This window comes from Streptomyces sp. NPDC034037, from assembly GCF_055575715.1.
Map to the genome: position 1 here is coordinate 1,348,341 of NZ_JBVISC010000001.1, position 23,741 is coordinate 1,372,081.

The window sequence follows — 23,741 nt, forward strand, 5'->3', positions numbered from 1 at the left end:
GTCACAGGGGAGGCAGGCCGCTCATGGCGACGGAGCCGCTCACCCCACCACCTCGTACAGCACCTGTCCCCTCGGTCCCACGGAGGCCTTCCGCAGGGCGGGGTCGTCGGGGGGCAGGCCGTGGTCCGTGGGGTAGGCGATGATCCAGCGCACCCCGTACCTGTGCAGCACCGCCAGGCGGGTCCCGCGTCGTGTGTCCGGTGCGAAGTACGTCCGTACCGCCGCGAGGCGCTTGTCCTGGTCCGGGAGGAAGAAGTCCGGGTAGCCGGGGGCGACCGTGTAGGGGCCGTACGCGGGGATCTGGCGGGACGGGAAGGTCTTGGCCATGACCACGTCGCCGTGGCGGACCTCCGGGGCCAGCCAGTCGTAGCCCGGCCAGGGCGCCCGGTACTTGGCGGCCACCGGTCCCGGCAGGGCCCCGCGCGGCGCCACGTAGCCGAGCGTCCCCGCCTGGGTCCACGCCCCGAGCAGCAGGGCCGCGGCCAGCATCGCGGCGGCCGCACGGCGGACGGCGCCCCGTTCGAAGACCTCCAGCGCCGCCGCCACCTGCGCCGGGATCAGGGCCGCCGGCAGCACCCGGCCCCACGAGTAGTGGCCGCTCAGGCCGCCCGCCGCGAACAGCACCGCGCCGAACGCGAAGAAGAGGACCAGGGGGTCCCGGCGATCCCGGCGCCACCGGCACACCAGGGCCGCCACACCGAGCAGCGCCAGACCGAAGTGCGGCAGCAGCCCCCGGTACAGCGAACGGTGGATGTCCTCCAGGCCGCCGGCCCCGAAGAGGCCGAAGAAGGAGTAGTAGGGCCAGAGCGCCAGCACCGCGATGCCGAGCGCCGCTCCGCACGCCAGCCGCCCCCACACCTCCCGGGACGGCCACGGCCGCGTCCCCAGCACCATCGCCGACGCCCCGAAGGACGCCACCACCCCCGTGAACTGGTGGCTCAGCAGGATCACGGCCCACAGCACCCCGAGGCCGAGGAACGCCCGCACGCCCGCGCCCGGCAAGGCCTTCCGCAGCAGCGCCCAGAAGTGGAAGGAGAGCCCGAGCGCGAACGTACTCGGGTACGAGACCGTCAGGGCGAGGGAGTTGAGGCCGAGGAAGCCGCTCCAGTTGAACAGCCCCGGGCCCCAGAGCAGCAGCAGGCAGAGCAGGGCCAGCGGCACCGCCCCAGGACGCGTGCTGAACGTACGGACGAAGCTCCGCACCCCCGTCACCAGCAGCGCCAGCCCTACCAGCGCCGCCACCCGCAGCACCACGAACGTGCCGAGCCCGGTCACCCTGGCCAGGCAGCCAAGGAGCAGCGTCCAGGGCGAGTAGTAGGGGCTCGGGGTGTCCGCGTCGACCAGCGGGTTGCCGGGGTCGAGCGGATCGGCGCGCAGGCGTTCGATCGTCGCCGCGTGGATGCCGAGGTCGCCCGCCCACGGCAGGCGGACGATCACCAGGAGCAGCAGGACGATCAGGGCGAGCAGCGGCAGGGCGACGGCGTGCGGTACGAGGACTCGCGGCGCCCGTATGGCCCCTTCGGCGGCCCCTTTAGAGGCGGCGCGCATCGTGCTGGAAGACCCACGTCCGGTACACCAGGAAGCGGAACGCCGAGGCGAGGGCGATCGAGAGCGCCTTGGCGATGTTCGAGCCGAGCGGGCCGCTCATGCCCGCGCCCCGGTAGGCCGCGTAGAACAGGACGCTCTCCATCACCACGCCGATGCCGCTGAAGACGAAGAAGAGGGCGATCTGCCGCTTGGTGCGCGAGGCGCGGTCCCGGTAGGCGAAGAAGCGGAAGCCGAGGTAGTTGGTGCCCATGGCCACGCAGCTGGCCAGGACGGTCGCCGTCATGGGGCGGGAGCCGAAGCCGTGCAGGAGGAGGTTGAAGACGAGGAGGTTCACGGCGACACCGCTGCCGCCGACCACGCCGAACTTCATGACCTCCAGGGAGAGCCGGCGCAGGCGACCGACCGCGGGCACGGGCGCGCGGTCCGGCGCGGGCGAGGGCGCGGGGACGGCGGCGGACCCGGCGGGCGGCGCCTCCCGCAGCGCGGGCCCCGTCATCCGCGTACTCCCGCGCCGCCCCGCACGTCCCCGCCCCGCACGTCGCCGCCCCGCCCGGACGCCCTCGCGTCGAGCCGCAGCTTCCAGGGCATCACGATGGACTCCAGCTGCACCATGAGGTTCATCTTGGACTCGCCGATCGTGCGGTCCTCGAAGTGGATCGGCACCTCCATGACGCCGAAGCCGCGGCGCAGCGCCCGGTACTTCATCTCGACCTGGAAGCTGTAGCCCGCGCTGTCCACGGAGGCGAGGTCGATGGCGCGCAGGGCGTCCGCGCGCCAGAGGTTGAAGCCGCCGGTGATGTCGCGGACGCGGGTGCCGAGGATGGTGCCGGCGTAGGCGTTGGCCCAGCGCGAGAGCAGCTTGCGGTGGGCGCCCCAGGCGTCGGAGAGCGTGCCGCCCTGCACGTACCGGCTGCCCATGACGACAGCCGCGTCGGTGGCGAGGGCGACGCCGAGCAGCTCGGCGACCTTGGCGACGGGGTGGCTGCCGTCGGCGTCCATCTGGAGCACGTACGCGGCGCCCTCGGCGACGGCCCGGGTCATGCCGGCCGCGTAGGCCCGGCCGAGGCCGTCCTTCTCGGTGCGGTGCAGGACGCTCATCCGGGCGCTGCCGTACCGCTCGGCGAAGCGTTCGGCGATGTCGCCGGTGCCGTCGGGGCTGGAGTCGTCGACGACGAGGAGGCGCAGGCCGGGCAGCGGGAGCGCCATCAGGGCCTCGGCCATGCCCGGCAGGTTCCCCGCTTCGTTGTACGTCGGCATGACGACGGTCAGCGCGGTGGCGGCCCAGGCCTCGGGCAGGTGCGCGGCGAGCTCGTCGGAGAGGTTCTCGGGGGTGTTCACGGTCACGGCTGGCCCTTCGGTGGTCCGCGGTCGATGGGTGGTCCGGTTCCCTGCGCTGTGGATTTCGTACCTCCGTCAGACAATCTCACCCACCTTAGACCAAATGCCCGAATTAAGGGGGTATGGCGAATCTCATCACCCATTCCGCGCCACGGAGGCAACCAATCGGTCCAGGGGAGAACTCACTCCGGACCGGCCCTACCTCCACTGCCGCTGATCGGCAACACGAATCCGCCGACGAAGACGCCACAGGGCCCGCCGACGTTGCCCCGGCGCCGGAGCGGGGGCGGGGCCAGGGTCAGCGCAGGGGCCAGGGCCGGGACCAGGGCCAGGGCCCGGCGCACGAAAAGAGCCCGCCCCCTGCCGGACTGCCGGAACACGGGGCGGGCGACAATGGCGCCCTCACAGCAGGTGGCGCAGCACCAGCCGGGGAGTGCGGTGGACGAGCCAGGCGCCGGCCAGGCCGATCACGGCGCCGACGGCCACGTCAGTGGGGTAGTGCGCGCCGGAGTGCACCCGCTCCACCGCGACCGCCGCCGCCGGCACCGCGCAGGCGGCGCCCCACCCCAGGGAGGTCCCGGCGACACCGGCGGTAAAGCCGACGGCCGCGGCGGTGTGCCCGGAGGGGAACGAAGAGCTGTCCGGACGGTCGTGGACGTCCTCGTGGGGGATCAGCTCCTTGGGCGGCCTGCGCCGCTCGTAGAGCTGCTTGCACACCGCGTTGGACACCAGCTCCGCGACCCCCATGGCGGCCAGCCCGGCCACCGCGGCCTTCCGCTCCCGGTGGCCGCCGGTCACAGACATGAGCACCGCCGCGCCCCACCACAGTTTGGTGTGTTCAGCCGCCGACTCCACGGCCGGCAGCACCCGCCGCGCCAGGGGCGAGGTCCAGTGGGCCATGCGGCGGGTGAGCCGCACATCGCCTACTTTGAAGTCCGCCAAGCCGATCATGCGACCCAGTTTCCCCCTCCCGGTCCCGTCATGCACGAGGACGTCCCCGAACAGGCGCACGAATACCTACGGGAAGACACGGCCGAAGAAGGGAGGCATACGGCGCGGTTTCCCGGGCACCTGGGCTTGCAGATTCCCGACAGCTTTTGTCTACAGATGGAGGAGCTGACGTGTCATTCCTGTGGGCCATCATCGCCGGACTCATCATCGGCCTGCTGGCCAAACTCGTCCTGCCGGGCCGTCAGCCCATTCCGCTGTGGCTGACGGTCATCCTCGGTATCCTCGGCGCCGTCGTCGGCAACGCCCTGGCCACCGCGGTCGGCGTCCGCGACACGAACGGCATCGACTGGATCAGGCACATCTTCCAGATCGGCGTCGCCGCCGTCCTCATCGCCGTGGTCACGCCCCTGTGGGCCCGACGTGGAGCCCGACGACACGCCTGACCCACCGCGGTCCGCTCCCCACGGAGCGGCGTAAGGGGGGCGCCCTGAGCCACCAGGCCCGGGGCGCCCCCCTGTCGCGTGCCTACGCATACCTACGCGGCAGCGTCGTCGGCGTACCTACGAATGCGTACGCAGCAGCGTCCGCATCGTCCGCATCGCCACCGACAGGTTCGCCAGATCGAACGCCTCGGAGCTCTGGATCTCCTCCAGCGTCGAGCGGGCCCGGCTCAGGATCGGCGCGTTCTTCTCCTCCCACGCCTTGAACCGCTCCTCCGGCGTGCACTCGCCCTCGCCCCCCGCGGCCAGGACGTCCGCCGTGAGCGCGGCGTGCGCCGCGTACAGGTCCTCACGGATGGAGGCGCGGGCCATGGACTGCCAGCGGTCGGCCCGGGGCAGCTCGATGATGCGGTCCATGAGCTGGGTGATGCGCAGCCGGTCGGCGAGGTCGTAGTAGACCTGGGCGACGGCCATGGGCTCCTTGCCCACCCGGTCGGCGACCGCGACGATGTCCAGCGCCGGGAAGGCCGACGAGAACCCGGCGACGCGCTGGGCGAGCGCCTCGGGGACGCCCGCGTCCGTCAGCTCGTCCCGGATGCCCTGGTACCACTCCAGGTCCGAGCCGCGCAGCAGGTTCGCCAGCTCGTCCCAGACCTGGGCGACGCCCTCGCTGAAGAAGCCGATGGTCTCGGCGAGCTGGAGCGGCTGCGGCCGGTTGTTGAGCAGCCAGCGCGAACCGCGCTCGACGAGGCGGCGCGAGTGGAGCCGTACGCGGGTCTGCACATCGGCGGCGACGACATTGTCGAGCGCCTCGACGGCGTCCCAGACCTCGCTGAGGCCGAAGATCTCCCGCGCGGCCAGCTGGGCCCGCACGATCTCCTCCAGCGAGGCGCCCGTCTCCTCCCGCAGCCGGTGCAGGAACGTCGAACCGCCCGTGTTCACCGTGTCGTTGACCAGGACGGTCGTGACGATCTCCCGGCGCAGCGCGTGCCCGTCGACCTGGTCGGGGAACCGCTCGCGCAGCGCCTTCGGGAAGTACGCGTGCAGCAGGCGCCGCAGGTAGGGGTCGTCGGGCAGCGTCGTCTGGATCAGCTCGTCGGCGGCCGTGATCTTCGTGTAGGCGAGCAGGACGGCCAGCTCGGGCTGGGACAGGCCGCGGCCGGAGTTGAGCAGTTCGCGGATCTGCCGGTCGTTGGGCAGGAACTCCAGGCTCCGGTCGAGGTGGCCCTGCTTGCCGAGCCGGCGCATGAAGCGCTGGTGGGCGTGGAGCAGGGACGGCGACTGGGCGACGGCGTTGGCCAGCGCGGTGTTCTGCGCGTAGTTGTTGCGCAGCACCAGGTGCCCGACCTCGTCGGTCATCTCGGCGAGCAGCTTGTTGCGCTGCTTGACGGTCATGTCGCCGTCGGTGACGACCGCGTTGAGCAGGATCTTGATGTTCACCTCGTGGTCGGAGGTGTCCACGCCCGCGCTGTTGTCGATGGCGTCGGTATTGATGCGGCCGCCGGCGCGCGCGAACTCGATGCGCCCCAGCTGGGTGAGGCCGAGGTTGCCGCCCTCGCCGACCACCTTGACGCGCAGGTCCGAGCCGTTCACGCGGATCGCGTCGTTCGCCTTGTCGCCGACGTCGGCGTTCGACTCCGCCGAGGACTTCACGTACGTGCCGATGCCGCCGTTCCACAGCAGGTCCACGGGGGCCTGGAGGATGGCCCGCATCAGGTCCGCCGGGGTCATCTTGACGACGTTGTTCTCGATGCCGAGGGCCTCGCGGATGTGGCCGTTGAGCTGGATCGCCTTGGCGGAGCGGGAGAAGATCCCGCCGCCGGAGGAGAGCAGCGCCTTGTCGTAGTCGGCCCAGGACGAACGCGGCAGCTCGAACAGGCGGCGGCGCTCGGCGTAGGAGGTCGCGGCGTCCGGCTTCGGGTCGATGAAGATGTGCCGGTGGTCGAAGGCGGCGACCAGGCGGATGTGCTCGGAGAGCAGCATGCCGTTGCCGAACACGTCGCCGGACATGTCACCGACGCCGACGACGGTGAAGTCCTCGGACTGGGTGTCGCAGCCCAGCTCCCGGAAGTGCCGCTTCACGGACTCCCAGGCGCCGCGGGCGGTGATGCCCATGCCCTTGTGGTCGTAGCCCGCGGAGCCGCCGGAGGCGAACGCGTCGCCGAGCCAGAAGTCGTAGGACTGGGCGACCTCGTTGGCGATGTCCGAGAACGTCGCGGTGCCCTTGTCGGCGGCGACGACGAGGTAGGTGTCGTCCTCGTCGTGGCGCACCACGTCGGAGGGCGGCACGACCTCGCCGGCGACGAGGTTGTCGGTGATGTCGAGCAGCGCGGAGATGAACGTCTTGTAGCAGGCCACGCCCTCGGCGAGCCACGCGTCGCGGTCCACCGACGGGTCGGGCAGCTGCTTGGCGACGAAGCCGCCCTTGGCGCCGACCGGCACGATGACGGTGTTCTTCACCATCTGCGCCTTGACCAGGCCGAGGATCTCCGTACGGAAGTCCTCGCGCCGGTCGGACCAGCGCAGCCCGCCGCGCGCGACCTTGCCGAAGCGCAGGTGGACGCCCTCGACGCGGGGCGAGTACACCCAGATCTCGTACGCGGGACGCGGCGCGGGCAGGTCGGGGATGGCCTGCGGGTCGAACTTCATGGAGACGTAGGCGTGCGGCTCGCCGCTCTGCGTGCGCTGGAAGAAGTTCGTGCGCAGGGTCGCCTTGATGACGGTGAGGAAGGACCGCAGGATGCGGTCCTCGTCCAGCGAGGCGACCTGGTCGAGCGCGCCGTCCAGCTCCTCCAGGAGTCCGTCGGTCAGCTCGGTCCCGGCGCGCTGGTGGTCCGGCGACATGCGCGCCTCGAAGAGCGAGACGAGCAGCCGGGTGGTGTGGACGTTGTTGCGGAGGGTGTCCTCCATGTAGTCCTGGCTGAACATGGCGCCGGCCTGGCGCAGGTACTTGGCGTACGCCCGCAGCACCATCGCCTGGCGCCAGTTGAGGCCCGCGCGCAGCACCAGCGAGTTGAAGCCGTCGACCTCGGCGGCGCCGGTCCAGGCGGCGGCGAAGGCCTCCTGGAAGCGCTCGCGGCCGTCGTCGCCGAGGTAGTCGCCGCCGTTCGGGGACTTGGGCATGCGCAGCCCGAAGTCGTAGATCCACGCGTGCGTGCGGTCGGCGCAGCGCAGCTCGTACGGGCGCTCGTCGGTGACCTCGACGCCCAGGCGCTGCAGGACGGGCAGCACCGCGGAGAGGGAGACCTGCTCGCCGGAGCGGTAGATCTTGAAGCGGCGCTCGCCGGGCGCGGCGCCCACCGGCTCGTACAGGGAGAGCGCGAAGTCCTTGTCGCCCTGGGTGAGCTGCTCCAGGTGCTGGAGGTCGGCGACGGCGGCGCGCGGCGTGTGGTCGGCCTTGTAGCCCTCGGGGAAGGCGCCCCCGTACCGGCGCAGGAGTTCTGCGGCGCGCTCCTCGCCGCACTCGGCGGTCAGCGCCTCGGCGAAGCCGTCGGCCCAGGAGCGGGCGGCGTCGACGAGCCGGCCCTCGATGCGCTCGATGTCGGCGTCGGAGAGGTCGGGGACCGCGGCGCCCTTGGGCACCCGCACCACGAAGTGGATGCGGGAGAGGATCGACTCGGTGTTCCAGGCGGTGAAGTCGACGCTGGCGCCGTTCAGCTCCTCCTTGAGGATGTCGATGATCCGCAGCCGCACGCCGGTGGTGTAGCGGTCGCGCGGGAGGTAGACGAGCGCGGAGTAGTAGCGCCCGTACTCGTCCTTGCGCAGGTAGAGCCGCAGCCGGCGCCGCTCCTGGAGGTAGAGGACGCTCGTCACGATGGAGCGCAGCTCGTCGGCGGGCGTCTGGAACAGCTCGTCGCGCGGGTAGGTCTCCAGGATCTGGAGCAGGTCGCGCCCGTCGTGGCTGTTGGCCGAGAAGCCGGCGCCCTTGAGCACCTCCGCGACCTTGCGGCGGATGACGGGCACGCGCCGCACGGACTCGGTGTACGCGGCGGACGAGAACAGCCCGAGGAAGCGCCGCTCCCCGATGACGTTGCCCTCGGCGTCGAACTTCTTCACGCCGACGTAGTCGAGGTAGCTGGGGCGGTGCACGGTCGCCCGGCTGTTGGCCTTCGTCAGGACGAGCAGCTTGTGCTCACGGGCCTTGGCGCGCGCGTCGGCGGGCAGCTGGTTGAAGGACGGGCTGACGGGGTGGTGGTCGTCGCCGTGCTTGGGGTCGGCGCGCAGGATGCCCAGGCCGGTGCCGGGGACGGCGGCCAGCGAGTCGTCGTCGGTGAGGTTGTACTCCCGGAAGCCCAGGAAGGTGAAGTGGTTGTCGGCGAGCCAGCGCAGCAGCTCGCGGGCCTCCTCCACCTCCTGGTCGCGCAGGTCGTCCGCGGTGGGCTCGGAGGGCAGCTCGTCGGCGATGCGCAGCGCGGCGTCGCGCATCTTCTCCCAGTCCTCGACCGTCTCGCGCACGTCGGACAGGACGCGCAGCAGGTCGGCGGTGATCTGCTTCAGGTCGGCGCGGTCGGTCTCACGGTCCATCTCCACATGGATCCACGACTCGACGAGCGCGTCCTGCGGCCGCTCGGCGCCCACCTCCGCGGGGAAGACCTCGAGGAGCTTGCCGGTCAGGTCACGGCGCACGACGACCTGGGGGTGGATCACCACATGGATGCCGCGGCCCTGCCGGGAGAGCTCGTTGGTGACGGAGTCGACCAGGAAGGGCATGTCGTCGGTGACGACCTCGACGACGGAGTGGCTGCAGGTCCAGCCGTTCTCCTCGACCGTCGGGGTGTGGACGCGCACGTTCGCCGTGCCCTGGGGGCGGTTCTCGGCGAGCCGGTAGTGGGAGAAGGCGGCACCGAAGACGTCGACCGGGTCGCGGTCGGCGAGGTCCTCGGGGGCGGTGTGCAGGTAGTAGCGCTGGAGGAACGCGAGGGCCATGTCCTGGTCCGGCGTGGCCCCGCTCGTCTTCCCGGTCGGTGCACCGCTCGGCGGGCGCCCCCCGACCGGGCTGTTCTCAGCTACCCGGGCGGCCCGCGCGAGCAGCTCGGCCTTGGCTTCGTCCAGCTTGGTCTGCATTGTCCTCATGACTCCTGCCGCGCGTCATTGCGCGACGTAGAAGGAAGTGAAGTGACATAACGCCCTGGCCCGGGGTCTCCGGCCGTCATCGACGTTAGGCGGCGGTACGGAAACAGCCATCGACTTTCCGCCATTTTCAGCGGTTTCGGCGACAGATTCGCCGAATCCGTCGCTGGGCGGGCCGCCCGGCCCGCTCGGCCGCACCGCGAAGAGACGTCAGCGAGGCCCCGGGCACGGATGTCCTCCGTGTTTCCGGGGCGCAGGGCGGAGGCACCGATGCCTCCGCGGGATATCGCGCTGATCACGGGACAAGGCTATCGCTCCGCACCCCGGAACCGTCATGAGCCGTATGTGTACAAAAGCAGGGGCAGAACCTGGACACTCTGCACAGTACGCGGTGGCGCCCGTCGAGGTCGCCCCGCTCGGCGGAGCCGCCCCGGGCGGGCACGTTGTCCGGGAAGGACGACGGACGCGTCCGTACGGCCGTACGAACGCGCGAGCGCCCGGACATCTCAGGCGGCGAGCCGTTCCGCCACGAGTACGGCCTCTCCCAGGCTGTCCACGACCGGCACACCGGCGCACTCCAGGCTGGCCCTGCTGTGCGAACCGCCGGTGTAGAGCACGGCCCGCGCCCCCACGTGCGCGGCGGCGATCGCGTCGTCGAGGGCGTCGCCGATGACGACGACCCGCTCGGCGGCGGCGACGACACCTTCCAGCGCGGCGAGGTGCCGCACCATCCGCTCGGCCTTCCCGGCGTGCGAGTCGTCGGTGCGCCCGTCGATCCGTACGAAGTGCTCCTGGATGCCGTGCCTGCGCACCAGCGGTACGAGGTGTTCGTGCGGGGCCAGGGACAGCAACGACTGCGTGTGCCCCTCGGCCCGCCGCTCGGCCAGCAGCCGGGCGGCCCCCTCGGTGAGCCCGCAGGTCTCGGCCCGCGCCCAGTAGTGCCGGTGGAAGACGGCGTCCATGACGCGCCACTCACTGTCGCTGGGCAGCCGCCCCAGCAGCCGCTCGTAGAACAGCGGGATCGGCACGCAGTACAGCTCGCGGTACCGCTCCAAGGTGATGGGCTCGATCCCGAGCTCCGCGAAGGAGGCGTTCGTCGCCTCGATCACCGCGTGAATGTCATGCAGGAGCGTCCCGTTCCAGTCCCACACGATGTGCGCCCCGCGCCGCGTCCCCATCCCCCGAATCTACCCTCCGCCGATGCCCGGCGAACGCCCGCGGAGACCTGCCCGGAGGCCAAGGGCTCGGGACTTCGAAACCGGCTTCTCAGGCGATCAGCCCGGGAATCTCCTGCGTGGCGAACCAGAGCAGCTCGTGGTCCTCGACCCCGTCCACCACGAACCGCGCGTCGTCGTCGCCCTGGTCCGCGGCGCCCAGCAGGGACGCCGCCGCGGCCACGTCCGCCTCCGCGTCCGGCGCGTCCACGTGCACGGCCGCCACCTTGCCCATCGGGAGCGCCTCGGCGATCCGCACCTCCCCCAGCGCCCCCTGGTCGAGCCCCCGGTCGGGGTCGGCGACGGCCGCCCCGTCCGGTACGTCGGCCGCCAGCACGACCCGCCGCCGCGCCGCCTTGGGGTCCACCGCCACCAGCCGCAGCGACGCCATCGCCGCCCGGTTCAGCGCCGCGTACTCCAGCTCCTCGATGTCGTCGGAGACGTACCACTCCCGCAGCGCCGGGGTCACGGCGTAGGCGACCAGCGGCCCGGGCGCCAGCTCCCCCGCCCGGTACGCCTCGGCGAGCCGGGACAGGGTCAGGGGAACGTAGAGGCGCATGACTGACCGCTTTCATTCGTGTCCGCCCGCGGACGGAGCTGCGTGGCCGGAGAAGGTCTTCAGGATACGTCCGTGAGTCCCCCATCGAGCTGCCCCCACCTGCCGGGGAGCCGTCCACGCCCGTCCGCGGTCTCACCCGCCGCCGTCCCGCGCTCGCGGCGCCACCGGCCCGCGCGACCCCCCGGATAGGTGAACCGCCCGGCCCGCCCCCGGGCCGCCGCCGAACCCTTGCACCGGCCACCACCGCCCCCGTACAAGATCCCCAACGGGAAGTTACTCCCCGGTACAGCAGGCGATGAAGGAGGCTCCCATGCGCAAGGTGATGACGAGACCGCGTCCCCGCCCCTCGGCGTCCCGCCCGCCCACCGGCCGTCCGCCCACCCGCAGGGACTCCCGCCGGCCCCTGCGCGCGATCCCGGCGCAGCCGCCCCCGCACCCCACGGAGGTCTTCGCCGAACGCCTGCTGCTCGTCCTCAGCGGACAGCGCCCCCTGCACTGGGTGGCCCGCCACATCGCCAACACGGCGTACGACGAGCTGGCCCGCCTCGCCGAGCTGGCCCCGCTGTGCGCGGACGGCCACCGCCCCACCATCCACCGCATCGGCCACTACCAGCCGCACCCCGACGCCTACGAGGTCTTCGCCCGCGTCGCGGCGGGCCCGAGACTGCGCGCGCTCGCCTTCCGCCTGGCGCTGGGCCCGGACCGCAAATGGCGCTGCACGGCGGTGGAGACGGAGAAGAGCCACTGACCTACGACAAGGGGCCGGTCCCCCACGACAAAGGGGCCGGAGAAATCCCCGGCCCCTCGAACCAGCCCGCGCCCGGCCCGGTCAGGCCGCCCGGGGCAACCTGACCAAACCGGGTCGACGCCCGGTCACCGCGACAGCGCGCCTCACTTCTTGCGGCGACGCCCGCCCTTCTGGGCCTTGCGGCGCTCCGCGCGGGTCATCCCGTCCGCCTCGGACCGCACCCCGGAACCGTCCGTGGTGAAGTCGCCCTCGTCCACGCCGCCCTCGGCGTTCGGCGCCTGGAAGTGCAGGCGGTCGGGGCGCTGCGGAGCCTCCAGGCCCTTGGCGCGGATCTCGGGGCGCGCCCCGGCGCCGGCCGGAACCGCGTCCTGCGCGCCGTCCTTGGTGAGCGAGGTGGCGGCCGCGTCCTCGACGGGGACCTCCTCGACCTGCTGCTCGACCTGGACCTCCAGGTTGAACAGGTAGCCGACGGACTCCTCCTTGATGCCGTCCATCATGGCGTTGAACATGTCGAAGCCCTCGCGCTGGTACTCGACCAGCGGGTCCTTCTGCGCCATGGCCCGCAGGCCGATGCCCTCCTGGAGGTAGTCCATCTCGTAGAGGTGCTCGCGCCACTTGCGGTCGAGCACCGACAGGACGACCCGGCGCTCCAGCTCACGCATGATGTCGGAGCCGAGCTGCTGCTCCCGCGCCGCGTACTGCTCGTGGATGTCGTCCTTGATGGACTCGGAGATGAACTCGGCGGTGAGGCCCGCGCGGTCGCCCGCCGCGTCCTCCAGCTCCTCGATGGTGACCTTGACGGGGTAGAGCTGCCGGAAGGCGCCCCACAGCCGGTCCAGGTCCCACTCCTCGGCGAAGCCCTCGGCGGTCTCGGCGGCGATGTAGGCGTCGATGGTGTCGTCCATGAAGTGCGCGATCTGCTCCTGCAGATCCTCGCCCTCCAGGACGCGGCGACGCTCTCCGTAGATGACCTCGCGCTGGCGGTTGAGGACCTCGTCGTACTTGAGGACGTTCTTGCGGGTCTCGAAGTTCTGCTGCTCGACCTGCGACTGGGCCGAGGCGATGGCGCGCGTGACCATCTTGTTCTCGATCGGCACGTCGTCGGGGACGTTGGCCATCGACATGACGCGCTCGACCATCTGCGCCTTGAAGAGCCGCATCAGGTCGTCGCCCAGCGAGAGGTAGAACCGGGACTCGCCCGGGTCGCCCTGACGTCCGGAACGACCACGCAGCTGGTTGTCGATCCGGCGCGACTCGTGGCGCTCCGTGCCGAGGACGTACAGCCCGCCGAGGGCCTTGACCTCCTCGAACTCCTGCTTGACGGCCCGCTCGGCCTTCTCCAGGGCGGCGGGCAGCGCGGCCGCCCACTCCTCGACGTGCTCCACGGGGTCGAGACCGCGCTGGCGCAGCTCGGCCTCGGCGAGGTCCTCGGGGTTGCCGCCGAGCTTGATGTCCGTACCACGGCCGGCCATGTTCGTGGCGACCGTGACGGCGCCCTTGCGGCCGGCCTGCGCGACGATCGTGGCCTCACGGTCGTGCTGCTTGGCGTTGAGCACCTCGTGCTGGATGCCCCGCTTGGAGAGCTGCTGCGAGAGGTACTCCGACTTCTCCACGGAGGTGGTGCCGACCAGGATCGGCTGCCCCTTCTCGTGCTTCTCCGCGATGTCGTCGACGACGGCGGCGAACTTGGCGACCTCGGTGCGGTAGATCAGGTCGGACTGGTCGGCGCGGACCATCGGCCGGTTCGTCGGGATCGGCACGACGCCCAGCTTGTAGATCTGGTGGAACTCGGCGGCCTCGGTCATCGCCGTACCGGTCATGCCGGACAGGCCGCTGTCGTAGCCCTCGCGCTTGTAGAGGCGGAAGAAGTTCTGGAGGGTGATGGTGGCGAGGGTCTGGTTCTCGTCCTTGATGTCCACCCCTTCCTTCGCCTCGATCGCCTGGTGCATGCCCTCGTTGTAGCGGCGGCCGGCGAGGATACGGCCGGTGTGCTCGTCGACGATCATGACTTCGCCGTCGATGACGACGTAGTCCTTGTCCTTCTTGAAGAGTTCCTTGGCCTTGATGGCGTTGTTGAGGTAACCCACCAGCGGCGTGTTCACCGACTCGTAGAGGTTGTCGATGCCCAGCCAGTCCTCGACCTTGCTCACGCCGGACTCGTGGATGGCGACGGTGCGCTTCTTCTCGTCGACCTCGTAGTCCCCGGTCTCCTCGATGCCCTTGAGGGGGTTGCCGGGCTCGCCCTTGGTGAGGCGGGTGACGAGCTTGGCGAAGTCGCCGTACCACTTGGTGGCCTGGTCGGCGGGGCCGGAGATGATCAGCGGCGTGCGGGCCTCGTCGACCAGGATCGAGTCGACCTCGTCGACGATCGCGAAGTTGTGGCCGCGCTGCACCAGCTCGTCCTGCGACCACGCCATGTTGTCGCGGAGGTAGTCGAAGCCGAACTCGTTGTTCGTGCCGTAGGTGATGTCGCAGTTGTACTGCTCACGGCGCTGGGCCGGCGTCATGTTGGCCAGGATGCAGCCGACGCTCAGGCCCAGGAACTTGTGGACGCGGCCCATCATCTCGGAGTCGCGCTCGGCCAGGTAGTCGTTGACCGTGATCAGGTGGACGCCCTTGCCTGACAGGGCGTTCAGATACGCGGGCAGCGTGCCGACGAGGGTCTTGCCCTCACCGGTCTTCATCTCGGCGACATAGCCCATGTGCAGCGCGGCGCCGCCCATCATCTGGACGTCGTAGTGCCGCTGGCCCAGGACGCGCTTGGCGGCCTCACGGACCGTCGCGAAGGCCTCGGGCAGCAGGTCGTCGAGCGTCTCGCCGTCGGCGTATCGCTCCTTGTACTCCTGGGTCAGCGCGCGCAGCTCGGCGTCGGAGAGGCTGACGAAGTCCTCTTCGATGGAGTTGACCTGGTCCGCGATGCGGTGCAGCTTGCGCAGGATCTTGCCTTCGCCTGCACGCATGATCTTCGAGAGGACGGACACGGGGGTTGGTCTCCTTGCCGGTCGGGCCTGGCATGGTCGGTTTTACTCGTCGGGCAACGGTCATCGTATGCGAGGACCCGCCCGCGCCGGGAGGTCTGCTCTGAGGTCAACGGCCGAGGGGCGCCGAAGGTGCCGGGTGGCATGTGCGGCCGGTACGTGCTGACCACACCGGGCCGGCAAAAACACTGGCCCCCGGAACGGCGCCCCCCGCATCATCTCCTGATGGAGCCCGTCACCCTCACGACCGACCGCCTGAGCCTGCGCGCCTTCACCCCGCGCGACATCGACGAGGTCCACGCGGCCTGCCAGGACCCCGAGATCCAGCGCTGGACCACCATTCCCTCGCCGTACGCGCGCGTGGACGCCGAGAACTTCGTCCACCGCATGGTCCCCGACGGCTGGCGGGGCGACTCGGAGTACACCTTCGCCGTACGGCCCCGGGACGGCGGCCCGCTGCTCGCCGCGACCAGCCTGCACCACCCGCACTCGGGCGCCTGGGAGGTCGGCTTCTGGACGGCCGAAGAGCACCGGGGGCAGGGCTACATGACGGAGGCGGTGCTCGCTCTCGCCCGCTGGGCCTTCACCGAACTGCGCTGCCCGCGCCTCGAATGGCGCGCCGAGGTCGGCAACCACGGGTCGCGGGCCGTCGTGGAGAAGGCCGGTTTCACCGTCGAGGGCGTGCTCCGTGCGAGCCTGCTGAACAAGGGCACCCTCCGGGACGGCTGGGTGGGCGCCCTGCTCCCCGGTGACCTCGGTCTGCCGTCCGCGCGGCCCTACCTGCCGGCGCGAACCTGAGGGGTCGAGATCCCCGCCCGGCTGTCAGTGCCGCCGCCTATCGTTTCGACCATGACGAGCCTGCCGCGCCCCGTGATCGACCTCTCCGCCGACGAAGCCCGCCGCATCGCCCTGCGGGCCCAGGGGTTCCTGGGCGCACCCGACCGCCGCTCCGGTGTGCGGGGCGTGCTGCGTCACCTCGGCGCGGTCCAGCTCGACACGATCTCCGTGCTGGCCCGCTCGCACGAACTCGTCCCCTACGCCCGCCTCGGCGCCGTCGGCCGCGACACGGTCGAGGCGGCGTACTGGACGCAGACCCACGCGTTCGAGTACTGGTCGCACGCCGCGTGCATCCTGCCCGTCGAGGAGTGGCCGCACTTCGCCTTCCGCCGCCGCGCCTACCGCACCCGCCCCCACTGGCACCACGACCTGCCCGACGGCGCCTACGACCAGGTCGTCGCACAACTGCGCGCCGAGGGCCCGCTGACCGCCACCGAGCTGGGCGGCGCGAAGAACAAGGGCGAGTGGTGGGACTGGTCGGATGCGAAGATCGCCGTCGAGCGCGCGCTGATGTACGGCGAGGTGGTGTGCACCGAGCGCCGCTCCTGGAAGCGGGTGTACGACCTGGCGGAGCGCGCCATCCCGGACGCGCTGCTGCACGACGACCTGAGCGACACGGAGTGCCTGCGCCGCCTGGTGCGCCTGGCCGGCGAGGCGCTGGGCGTCGGCACGCGCGCGGACATCGCCGACTACCACCGCCTGAAGGGCGAGCAGTTCGACGCGGTGGTCGCGGAGTCGGGTCTGGTGCCGGTGACGGTCCAGGGCTGGGACAAGCCGGCCTGGGCCGACCCGAAGGCGCTGGAGACGACCCCCCGCGGCCGGCACCGCACGACGCTGCTGTCCCCCTTCGACTCCCTGATCTGGGAGCGGGCGCGCACGGAGCGGATCTTCGGCTTCACGCACCGCCTGGAGGCCTATGTGCCCAAGCCCAGGCGGATACACGGCTACTTCGCGATGCCCCTGCTCGCCGGCGGCAGGCTCCTGGGCCGGGTCGACCCCGCGCGCGAGGGCAGCACGCTGGTGGCCAGGCAGGTCTCGCTGGACTCCCCGAAGGCGGTGGCGCCGATGGCCCAGGCGCTCCTGGAGGCGGCGTCCTGGGTCGGCTGCGATGCCGTACGGGTGGAGCGGGTGAACCGTCCGGAGCTGACGGCCGAGCTGGTGCGCGCCCTCACCTGATCTCCAGGATCTTCTCCCGCATCGCGTACACCACGGCCTCCATCCTGGAATGCAGTTGCAGCTTCTCCAGGATGTTGCGCACGTGGTTCTTCACGGTGTTCTCGGAGATGAACAGCTCTTTGGCGATGTCGCGGTTGTTCATCCCCGTGGCGACGAGTTTCAGGACTTCCAGTTCACGGTCGGTCAGGCGCGGCGCGGGCACGAGTCTGCGCTCGTCGGTGCGCTGGATCATCGACTTGAACTCGGTGAGCAGCTTCGAGGCCATCGACGGGCTGATCTGCGACTGCCCGTCGGCCACCGCGCGAATCGCCGTGGCCACCTCGTCCGTGGAGATCTCCTTGAGGAGGTATCCGGTGGCGCCCGCCTTGATCGCGTCGTAGAGGTCCGCCTCCTCGTCGCTTATGGTCAACATGATGATCTTGGCGCTGGGTGCCACCTCCTTGATGGAGGTGCACGCCTCGATGCCGCCGCGCTTGGGCATGCGGACGTCCATCAGCACGATGTCGGGCAGCAGGTCGGCGGCCTTGTCCACCGCCTCGGCGCCATCGCCGGCCTCGCCGACGACCTGGATGTCCTCCTCGGCGGCGAGGACGATCTCCAGGCCGCGGCGGAAGAGGGCGTGGTCGTCCACGACAAGGACCCGAATGGGCTCCTTGCGCGGGGTGCCCGCCTCCGATCCGATGCCGATGCCGTCCGCGGCATCCTCGTGACGCATCGGTCCGAAGCTGTCCGCCATCGTTCCTCCCCCATGAAGGCCGTGGCCTGTTGTGCCGGTGCTGCGCCAACCCCGGGCGGCAGCACGCCGGTTGACCGGCGGGCCCATGATTTCACGTCCGGAGCCGGTGCGGTGCGCGCACTGGTCGCACGAGGGTGCCCCTGGGGGGCGCACACGCGCTCCAGGGGCACCATGACGGCGGTCAGGGGGGCGGCGGGTCAGCCGCCGAGGGCCCCACCGGCACCGGCCGTCTCGGCGTTGGCGACCATCGGGTCGGTGTTGAGGCGGATGACGCCGTAGTCGTAGGCGTGCCGCCGGTAGACGACGCTGGGTTCCTTGGATTCGGAGTCGACGAACAAGTAGAAGTCGTGTCCGACCAGTTCCATCTCATAGAGCGCCTGATCGAGCGACATGGGGGCCGCGACGTGCGTCTTCTCGCGGACCACGAGGGGGCCTTCGCCCTGGATCTCCAGCGAGCCGATCTTCTTGACCGGTACACCGTCGGGCTCTTCGTCACGCGCGAGGGTGCCGTCCCCGTTGAGCGTCGCCGCATCCGGGACGCGCTCGGCGACCTCGGCGGCCGAGAGCCGGCCGTTGCCACGCCGGTTGTGGCGCTTCTCGTGCTGCTTGCGCAGGCTGGCGTCGAGCTTGGCCGTGGCCAGGTCCAGCGCCGCGTACGGATCGGCCGCCGCGGCTTCCGCGCGGATCACGGGTCCGCGCCCGCGGAGGGTGATCTCCACGCGGTCGGAACGGTCGGCCTGACGCGGGTTGGTTTCCTTGGACACCTCGACGTCGAGGCTGATCACCTTGCCGTCGAGCTTCTGGATCTTGTCCAGCTTCAGCTTCTCGGCCACGTGCTTGCGGAACCGCTCGGGCACCTCGGTCTTGCGGCCCTTGACGACGATGTCCACGCAGAACTCCGTTCCCGGATCGCTCCGCTTCAGCGGCGGAGCATCTCCCTTTTGCACCAGACCCCGGTGACTTCCGGGGCCTCGGACTCGGTGACGTCCACCTCCTCCTCCCCCGCGGGCAAGATCTCCACCCCACCGGTCCGGGTGATTGCGCGAATCCAAGATCCGCGAACCCTTTGGACCGGCATGGACCGGCATTCCGATATGCGAGGCGCGGCGTTCGCCATTCCTCACAACCGAACATATCTCGCCCGGACGGATGTCGTCACCCTCTACTGCTACGTACCTCCATTCAGGTGTATCAGTCCTCTCACCACCTGCAACGACACAACTTCTCCATCAGTTCCGGTTTATTCCGAAAGAATCCGGAGGCCCGGCGACAACGGCCGCACCGACCTCCGGCCGCATGCCGTTTTCTCTGTACTGTTCACGTATTGCGCGCGCGGCCTCCGCCAATGAGGCGCCGGTGGTCATCAGGTCGTCCACGACCACGATCCGGCCGGACCCCGCCAGCAGTCGGCCGCCCCCGGCGGTCACCTCCAGGGCGCCCGCCAGATTGGCCCGCCGCTGCCGGGAGCCGAGCCCCGACTGATCGGCCACCGCACGCCGTTGGCGCAGCACCGCGAGCACCCGCGCCGGGATCCCCGCTCGTCGCAGCTCACCCGCCGCGGCGAGCGCGATCCGCCGCGCCGGGTCATGTCCACGCGCCCGCACCGAGGCACGCGCCGACGGCACGGGGACGAGCGACAACGGCACCGCACGCCCCTGTGAGCCACCGTGCGTGCCGTCTACCCAGGAACCCGCGCCCGTATCACCCCGTTTCCCGCCCTCCGCCCGCAGACCGGCGAGCACAGCTCTGGCCAACGCTTCGCCCAGGGGTCCCGCGAGCCCCAGGGCGCCGCGCTCCTTGTGCGCGAGCAGCGCGGCCCGCACCGCGTCCGCGTACGGCGCCGCCGCGTGCACCACCGGCAGTCCGTCCGGCTCGGGCACCGGCCGCACCCGGCACGGCACGCTCCCGCACAGCGCCGCCCGGCACTCGGCGCACAGCACCGCGCGAAGCCGTCCGCAGCCCCCGCACTCGGCCGGCAGCACCAGGTCGGTCAGATCCCGCCACCACCCCCGCATGACCCCACTGTGCCAACGGGCGACCGGCGCCACCAGCCCTGTGGACAAGCGCCTGTGGATAACTCTCACGCGATCCCCCGACCCCGCGACCCGCGCCCCCACGCCGGGGCCGCCCTCACCCCGGGTAGACCGGAGCCGACCCCTCCTTGACCACCGTCTGCCACTGCGATCCCGCCGGCAGCCGTACGATCCCGTCGTCCGAGTGCGCCACCAGCGGCTGCTGCTCGCTCTCGGAGGCCGCGATCTCCTTGACGCCCGTCAGCCCCGGCAGCGTGGTGCCCGAGAGCACCGACCCGTCGCACTGGACGTACCGCATCTGCTGCACCCCGCCGGACTCCCGCCCGACCACCACGAGGCGGCTGCCCCCGGCCCAGGACATGGCGGTGACCCGCTCCATCCGCGGCGCGGCCTGGGTGGGGTCGAGCACCGATATCCGCGGCCGCTCGCCCTCGCCCCGCTCACCGCGCTCCACCCGGCCGATCCACAGCGAGGTCTTGTCGTCCTTCTCCACCAGCAGTGCGATGCGCACGCCGTCGGCCGACACCCGTACCGCCTCGATACGCCCGTCGAGTCCGGGCACCTCGACCTGCACCGCGTGGCCCTCGCCCCGCTCCAGCCAGAGCAGCCGCGGCCGCTTGGGGTCGCGGTCGGCCACCCACAGGTCGCCCCTGCCGTCCCAGCTGGGCGTGGAGAGGCGGTCCTCCTCCGCCTTGGCCTTGCTGCGCACCTGCGCCTTACCGAGCGTGTCCTCCAGGAACAGCGACCCGGTGTACAGCGACTTCCCGTCGAGCGACACCCCGGCGGCCCGCTTCTCGTCGCGCGAGACCGCCGCCGAGCGCAGCGGCTGGTCGCCGGTGCCGAGGATGCCGTTCACCGGCTCCGGGTCCGCGGTGCTCCCGGCATTGGCCGGCATCCGCACCAGGCGGTGCTTCTCGTCGATGAAGTACTGGTAGTCGGGCCGCTCCGCGCCGCGGTGCGCCGCGACGCTCTGGGCGTGGTTCTGGCTCAGGACGCAGAGCATCGAACCGTTGGACCTCTGGAGCGTGACCTGCTCCACCCCCGAGGGCGTCAGGTCCTGGAGGGTGAACAGCAGTTGCGCCGCCATCTCCCGGCACCGCGTCTGGCTGGCGTCGTCGGCCTGCTTGTTCAGCTGCACGGTCAGCCGGTTCTGGTCGTCCGGCGTCAGCGACGCCCGGGGGTCCTTGAGCCGCGTACCGCTGCGGAACCTCGACTCGACCACCTGGTCGAGCCAGTTGGTCGGCCCCGCCAGCAACGCCTTCACCGTCTGCGTCAGCGGATCGATCCGCTGCCGGATGTAGATGGGGTCGGCGACGAGACCCGTCCGGCCGTTCGCGCCCGCCCCCGAAGGGCCCGCGAAGTAGTACTTGTTGACGGACCGGTAGATGCGCTGGAAGTCCGACTCGCCGAGCACCACTCCCGGCGGCGGTTTGTCGATGCGCCACTCCTTGCGGCCCCCGGGCCCCCGCACCTGGCTCAGGTGCACGCTCTGGCTGTAGGACGCCTCCTCGGGCCGGTACGCGTGCTGCTCGTCCACCCGTGCGACCTGCCGGCCGGTCAGCGCGAACCGCCGGCTGCCCTCCACGTCGTTGCCCGCGTTGCCCGCGTCGGTGTTCGGGCCGTCCGCGAGCACCGTCGTGGACCCCTCGGGGTTCCAGTGCTTCGACGCGTCCTTCGTCAGATACTTGCGTGCCATCGCGAACTGCGGATCGTCGCTGGTCAGCGCCTCCAGGAAGCCCTGCACGATCTCCACGGCCCGGGCGCCCTCGCGCGGCGGCATCGCGTAGACCCGGACCTGCGGGCGGGAGTCGGGCCGCTGCGAGGCGTCCACGGACTCCAGGTTCCCGCTGTCGGGCATCGCGGCGCAGCCGGCCAGGAGGGCCGCACAGCCGCCCAGCAGCAGCCCGGTGCGCAGCGGACGCCCCCGGCGTCCACGGCGGTCGCGCCCCTGCCGGTCGGCGCCCACGCGTGCCTGTCGGTCAGCGCCCACGCGTGCTCTCCCCATCCTTCGCCGAACCCGCCTCGCCCTCGGGCGCCGCCTGCCGCGGATCACCCGCCGGGCGCTGTGCCTCCGCGGCCGCTTCGGGACCGCCTGCCACCACGTCTCCGTCCGGCGCGCCGTCTCCGTCCGGCACACCGTCGTCCACCGGCCTGCGTGGCACGACCCGCGAGCCGCTGCCGGGCAGCGCCGTCGGGTCCACGGCGCCGGTCCGCGCGAACCGGGGGGCCATCGGGCCCTTGCCGGGCATGGACGGCGACACCCTCTCGGAGACGGCGGACGGCTGGGCGGGCACGGTCGCGAGCTTGTTGCCGCCCCCGAGCGGCAGCCCGGCGTCGTTCAGGCCGCGGTGGCGCCGCGAGTCGTCGGGCTCCAGCGGTATCGGCGAACCTCGCAGCGGCTCGTCCGCCGTCCTCGGCAACGTCAGCCGGAACTGCGAGCCGCCCCCCGGCTCGCCCCACGCCTGGAGCCACCCGCCGTGCAGCCGGGCGTCCTCCAGGGCGATGGACAGCCCGAGGCCCGTACCACCGGTGGTACGCGCGCGTGCCGGGTCCGCCCGCCAGAAGCGGCTGAAGACCCGGGTCGCCTCGCCGGGCTTGAGGCCCACGCCGTAGTCCCGCACCGCGACCGCCACCGCGCCGCCCGCCGCGGCGAGCCGCACCACGACGTCCTTGCCCTCACCGTGCTCCACGGCGTTGACCACGAGATTGCGCAGCACCCGCTCCACGCGCCGGGCATCGGCCTCCGCGACCACGGGCTGCTCGTCCCCGACGATCCGTATGTGCGTGCCCTTGCGCTCGGCGAGCATCTCCGCGCCGCCGACGACCCTGCGGACGACCTCACGCAGGTCTATCGGCTCCGCCTCCAGCGCGGCCGCCCCCGCGTCGAACCTGCTGATCTCCAGCAGGTCCGCGAGCAGCGACTCGAACCGGTCCAGCTGGTCGGCGAGCAACTCCGCCGAGCGCGCCGTCACCGGATCGAAGTCCACCCGCGCCTCGTGGATGACGTCGGCGGCCATCCGCACGGTCGTGAGCGGCGTGCGCAGCTCGTGCGAGACGTCGGACACGAACCGCCGCTGCATCCGCGACAGCTCCTCCAGCTGCTGGATCTTCAGCTGGAGGTTCTGCGCCATCTTGTTGAACGCCTCACCGAGCCGCGCGATGTCGTCCTCCCCGGTCACCTTCATACGTTCCTGAAGGCGCCCGGCGGACAGCCGCTCGGCGATCCCCGCGGCCATGCGCACGGGCGTGACCACCTGGCGCACCACCAGCCAGGCGATGGCGCCCAGGAGCACGACGACGAAGAGCCCGGCGGTGGCGAGGGTGGTCCTGACGAGGTTGAGCGACTCCTCCTCCTGCGTCAGCGGGAAGAGGTAGTACAGCTGGTACGGATCGCCGTTGAGGTCGTTGAGCCGCTTGCCGATCACGAGGCCGGGCTGCGGCTCCCGTCCGTCGTCGTAGACGATGCGCGTATTGGCCTGGAGGACCTCGGAGCCCTTGTCGACCTGCCCGCGCAGCTCCTCCGGCACGCTCAGGATCGGCTCCACACCGCCCGAGGCCCGCGAACCGCGGACGCTGCCCGCGTCGCTCGTGGACGTCAGCGTCACCACGGCGAACGCGTTCTGGCCACCGCTGGACAGCTGCTCGACGAGGTCGGACATCCACATGGCGGCGTTGCGCCCGTCGACCGTGCTGCCGTCGGGGCCCTGGCCCTGCTCGGTGCTCTGCCGCGCGGCGTTGACACTGTCCTGGGCGGCCCGGAAGCCGCCGTCGGCCTGGCTCTGCGAAGCCTTCACCTTGGCCTTGAGCAGGCCGTTGTTCACCGAGCTGAGCACGGCGAAGCCCAGCATGAGGACCACGCCGAGCGACATCAGGAGGGTCGTGACGACGACCTTCAGCTGGATGTTGCGCCGCCACAGCCGTACCGCGGGCAGCAGCGGCCTGCGCACCCAGCGGGCGAAGAGCCGCAGCACGGGGCTGCCCTGCACGCCGCCCTGCAACAGCAGCCCGCCGTCGGCGAGCCGCCCGAACCGTGACCCGTGCCGCGCCGGTCCAGTCCGCCCCGAACGAGCCCTTGCACCGCCGGGCGCCGAGGAGGAACTGTCCCGGGACATG

Annotated in this window: 17 protein-coding genes; 4 read left to right on the forward strand and 13 right to left on the reverse strand. The window is 71.4% G+C overall.

Features of this window, described 5'->3' with window-relative positions:
* Positions 1 to 39: 39 nt before the first annotated feature.
* The 4 genes from ACZ516_RS05880 to ACZ516_RS05895 form a co-directional block, all read right to left on the reverse strand.
* Complete coding sequence (locus ACZ516_RS05880; RefSeq protein WP_469008670.1) at positions 40 to 1,548, reverse strand: hypothetical protein; 1,509 nt, start codon at positions 1,546 to 1,548, stop codon at positions 40 to 42.
* Positions 1,532 to 2,044: a GtrA family protein gene (locus tag ACZ516_RS05885; RefSeq protein ID WP_469008672.1), complete on the reverse strand. Its 513-nt coding sequence runs from the start codon at positions 2,042 to 2,044 to the stop codon at positions 1,532 to 1,534. Before ACZ516_RS05885 ends, ACZ516_RS05880 begins: the two co-directional genes overlap by 17 nt.
* Positions 2,041 to 2,805, reverse strand: a complete 765-nt coding sequence (locus tag ACZ516_RS05890; RefSeq protein ID WP_469008738.1) for a polyprenol monophosphomannose synthase — start codon at positions 2,803 to 2,805, stop codon at positions 2,041 to 2,043. The genes ACZ516_RS05885 and ACZ516_RS05890 overlap by 4 nt, the downstream gene beginning before the upstream one ends.
* Positions 2,806 to 3,288: 483 nt before the next feature.
* Positions 3,289 to 3,837 (reverse strand): phosphatase PAP2 family protein, encoded by a 549-nt coding sequence (locus tag ACZ516_RS05895; protein ID WP_361076358.1) that lies wholly within the window; start codon positions 3,835 to 3,837, stop codon positions 3,289 to 3,291.
* A 170-nt stretch (positions 3,838 to 4,007) separates the two neighbouring features.
* Between ACZ516_RS05895 and ACZ516_RS05900 the strand changes: the two genes are divergently transcribed.
* The gene (locus ACZ516_RS05900; RefSeq protein WP_361076360.1) at positions 4,008 to 4,280 is read left to right on the forward strand and encodes a GlsB/YeaQ/YmgE family stress response membrane protein; all 273 of its coding nucleotides are present in this window, start codon (positions 4,008 to 4,010) and stop codon (positions 4,278 to 4,280) included.
* Between the two features lie 117 nt (positions 4,281 to 4,397).
* Here the strand turns inward: ACZ516_RS05900 and ACZ516_RS05905 are convergent, their stop codons facing one another.
* From ACZ516_RS05905 to ACZ516_RS05915, 3 genes are all read right to left on the reverse strand, one after another.
* Positions 4,398 to 9,341 (reverse strand): NAD-glutamate dehydrogenase, encoded by a 4,944-nt coding sequence (locus ACZ516_RS05905; RefSeq protein ID WP_469008739.1) that lies wholly within the window; start codon positions 9,339 to 9,341, stop codon positions 4,398 to 4,400.
* Between the two features lie 512 nt (positions 9,342 to 9,853).
* Complete coding sequence (locus tag ACZ516_RS05910) at positions 9,854 to 10,525, reverse strand: HAD family hydrolase (RefSeq protein WP_358697960.1); 672 nt, start codon at positions 10,523 to 10,525, stop codon at positions 9,854 to 9,856.
* A gap of 88 nt (positions 10,526 to 10,613) precedes the next feature.
* Positions 10,614 to 11,120, reverse strand: a complete 507-nt coding sequence (locus ACZ516_RS05915) for a DUF6912 family protein (protein WP_358587508.1) — start codon at positions 11,118 to 11,120, stop codon at positions 10,614 to 10,616.
* Between the two features lie 310 nt (positions 11,121 to 11,430).
* Here ACZ516_RS05915 and ACZ516_RS05920 point away from each other — a divergent pair, with 310 nt between their 5' ends.
* A complete protein-coding gene (locus tag ACZ516_RS05920; RefSeq protein ID WP_358587506.1) occupies positions 11,431 to 11,868 on the forward strand; it encodes an Rv3235 family protein in 438 nt (145 codons plus the stop codon).
* 143 nt (positions 11,869 to 12,011) lie between these two features.
* Here the strand turns inward: ACZ516_RS05920 and secA are convergent, their stop codons facing one another.
* Positions 12,012 to 14,849 (reverse strand): preprotein translocase subunit SecA, encoded by a 2,838-nt coding sequence (gene secA / locus ACZ516_RS05925; protein ID WP_358587504.1) that lies wholly within the window; start codon positions 14,847 to 14,849, stop codon positions 12,012 to 12,014.
* A gap of 222 nt (positions 14,850 to 15,071) precedes the next feature.
* Between secA and ACZ516_RS05930 the strand changes: the two genes are divergently transcribed.
* Positions 15,072 to 15,644, forward strand: a complete 573-nt coding sequence (locus ACZ516_RS05930) for a GNAT family N-acetyltransferase (protein WP_358587502.1) — start codon at positions 15,072 to 15,074, stop codon at positions 15,642 to 15,644.
* Between the two features lie 51 nt (positions 15,645 to 15,695).
* Positions 15,696 to 16,859 (forward strand): winged helix-turn-helix domain-containing protein, encoded by a 1,164-nt coding sequence (locus ACZ516_RS05935; protein WP_361076369.1) that lies wholly within the window; start codon positions 15,696 to 15,698, stop codon positions 16,857 to 16,859.
* On the opposite strand, the gene ACZ516_RS05940 is transcribed toward ACZ516_RS05935, so the two are convergent.
* The 5 genes from ACZ516_RS05940 to mtrB form a co-directional block, all read right to left on the reverse strand.
* Positions 16,852 to 17,595, reverse strand: a complete 744-nt coding sequence (locus ACZ516_RS05940) for a response regulator transcription factor (RefSeq protein WP_358587497.1) — start codon at positions 17,593 to 17,595, stop codon at positions 16,852 to 16,854. The genes ACZ516_RS05935 and ACZ516_RS05940 overlap by 8 nt on opposite strands.
* A gap of 197 nt (positions 17,596 to 17,792) precedes the next feature.
* On the reverse strand, positions 17,793 to 18,485 hold the full coding sequence (gene hpf, locus ACZ516_RS05945) for a ribosome hibernation-promoting factor, HPF/YfiA family (RefSeq protein ID WP_469008676.1): 693 nt from the start codon (positions 18,483 to 18,485) through the stop codon (positions 17,793 to 17,795).
* 339 nt (positions 18,486 to 18,824) lie between these two features.
* Positions 18,825 to 19,610, reverse strand: coding sequence for a ComF family protein (locus ACZ516_RS05950; RefSeq protein WP_469008677.1), 786 nt, complete (start codon positions 19,608 to 19,610; stop codon positions 18,825 to 18,827).
* A 115-nt stretch (positions 19,611 to 19,725) separates the two neighbouring features.
* Positions 19,726 to 21,633: an LpqB family beta-propeller domain-containing protein gene (locus ACZ516_RS05955; RefSeq protein WP_467464964.1), complete on the reverse strand. Its 1,908-nt coding sequence runs from the start codon at positions 21,631 to 21,633 to the stop codon at positions 19,726 to 19,728.
* Positions 21,608 to 23,740 carry an MtrAB system histidine kinase MtrB gene (mtrB, locus tag ACZ516_RS05960; protein ID WP_469008678.1) on the reverse strand — a complete coding sequence of 711 codons (2,133 nt, stop codon included), beginning with the start codon at positions 23,738 to 23,740 and terminating at the stop codon, positions 21,608 to 21,610. Before mtrB ends, ACZ516_RS05955 begins: the two co-directional genes overlap by 26 nt.
* Between the last annotated feature and the right edge of the window lies 1 nt (position 23,741).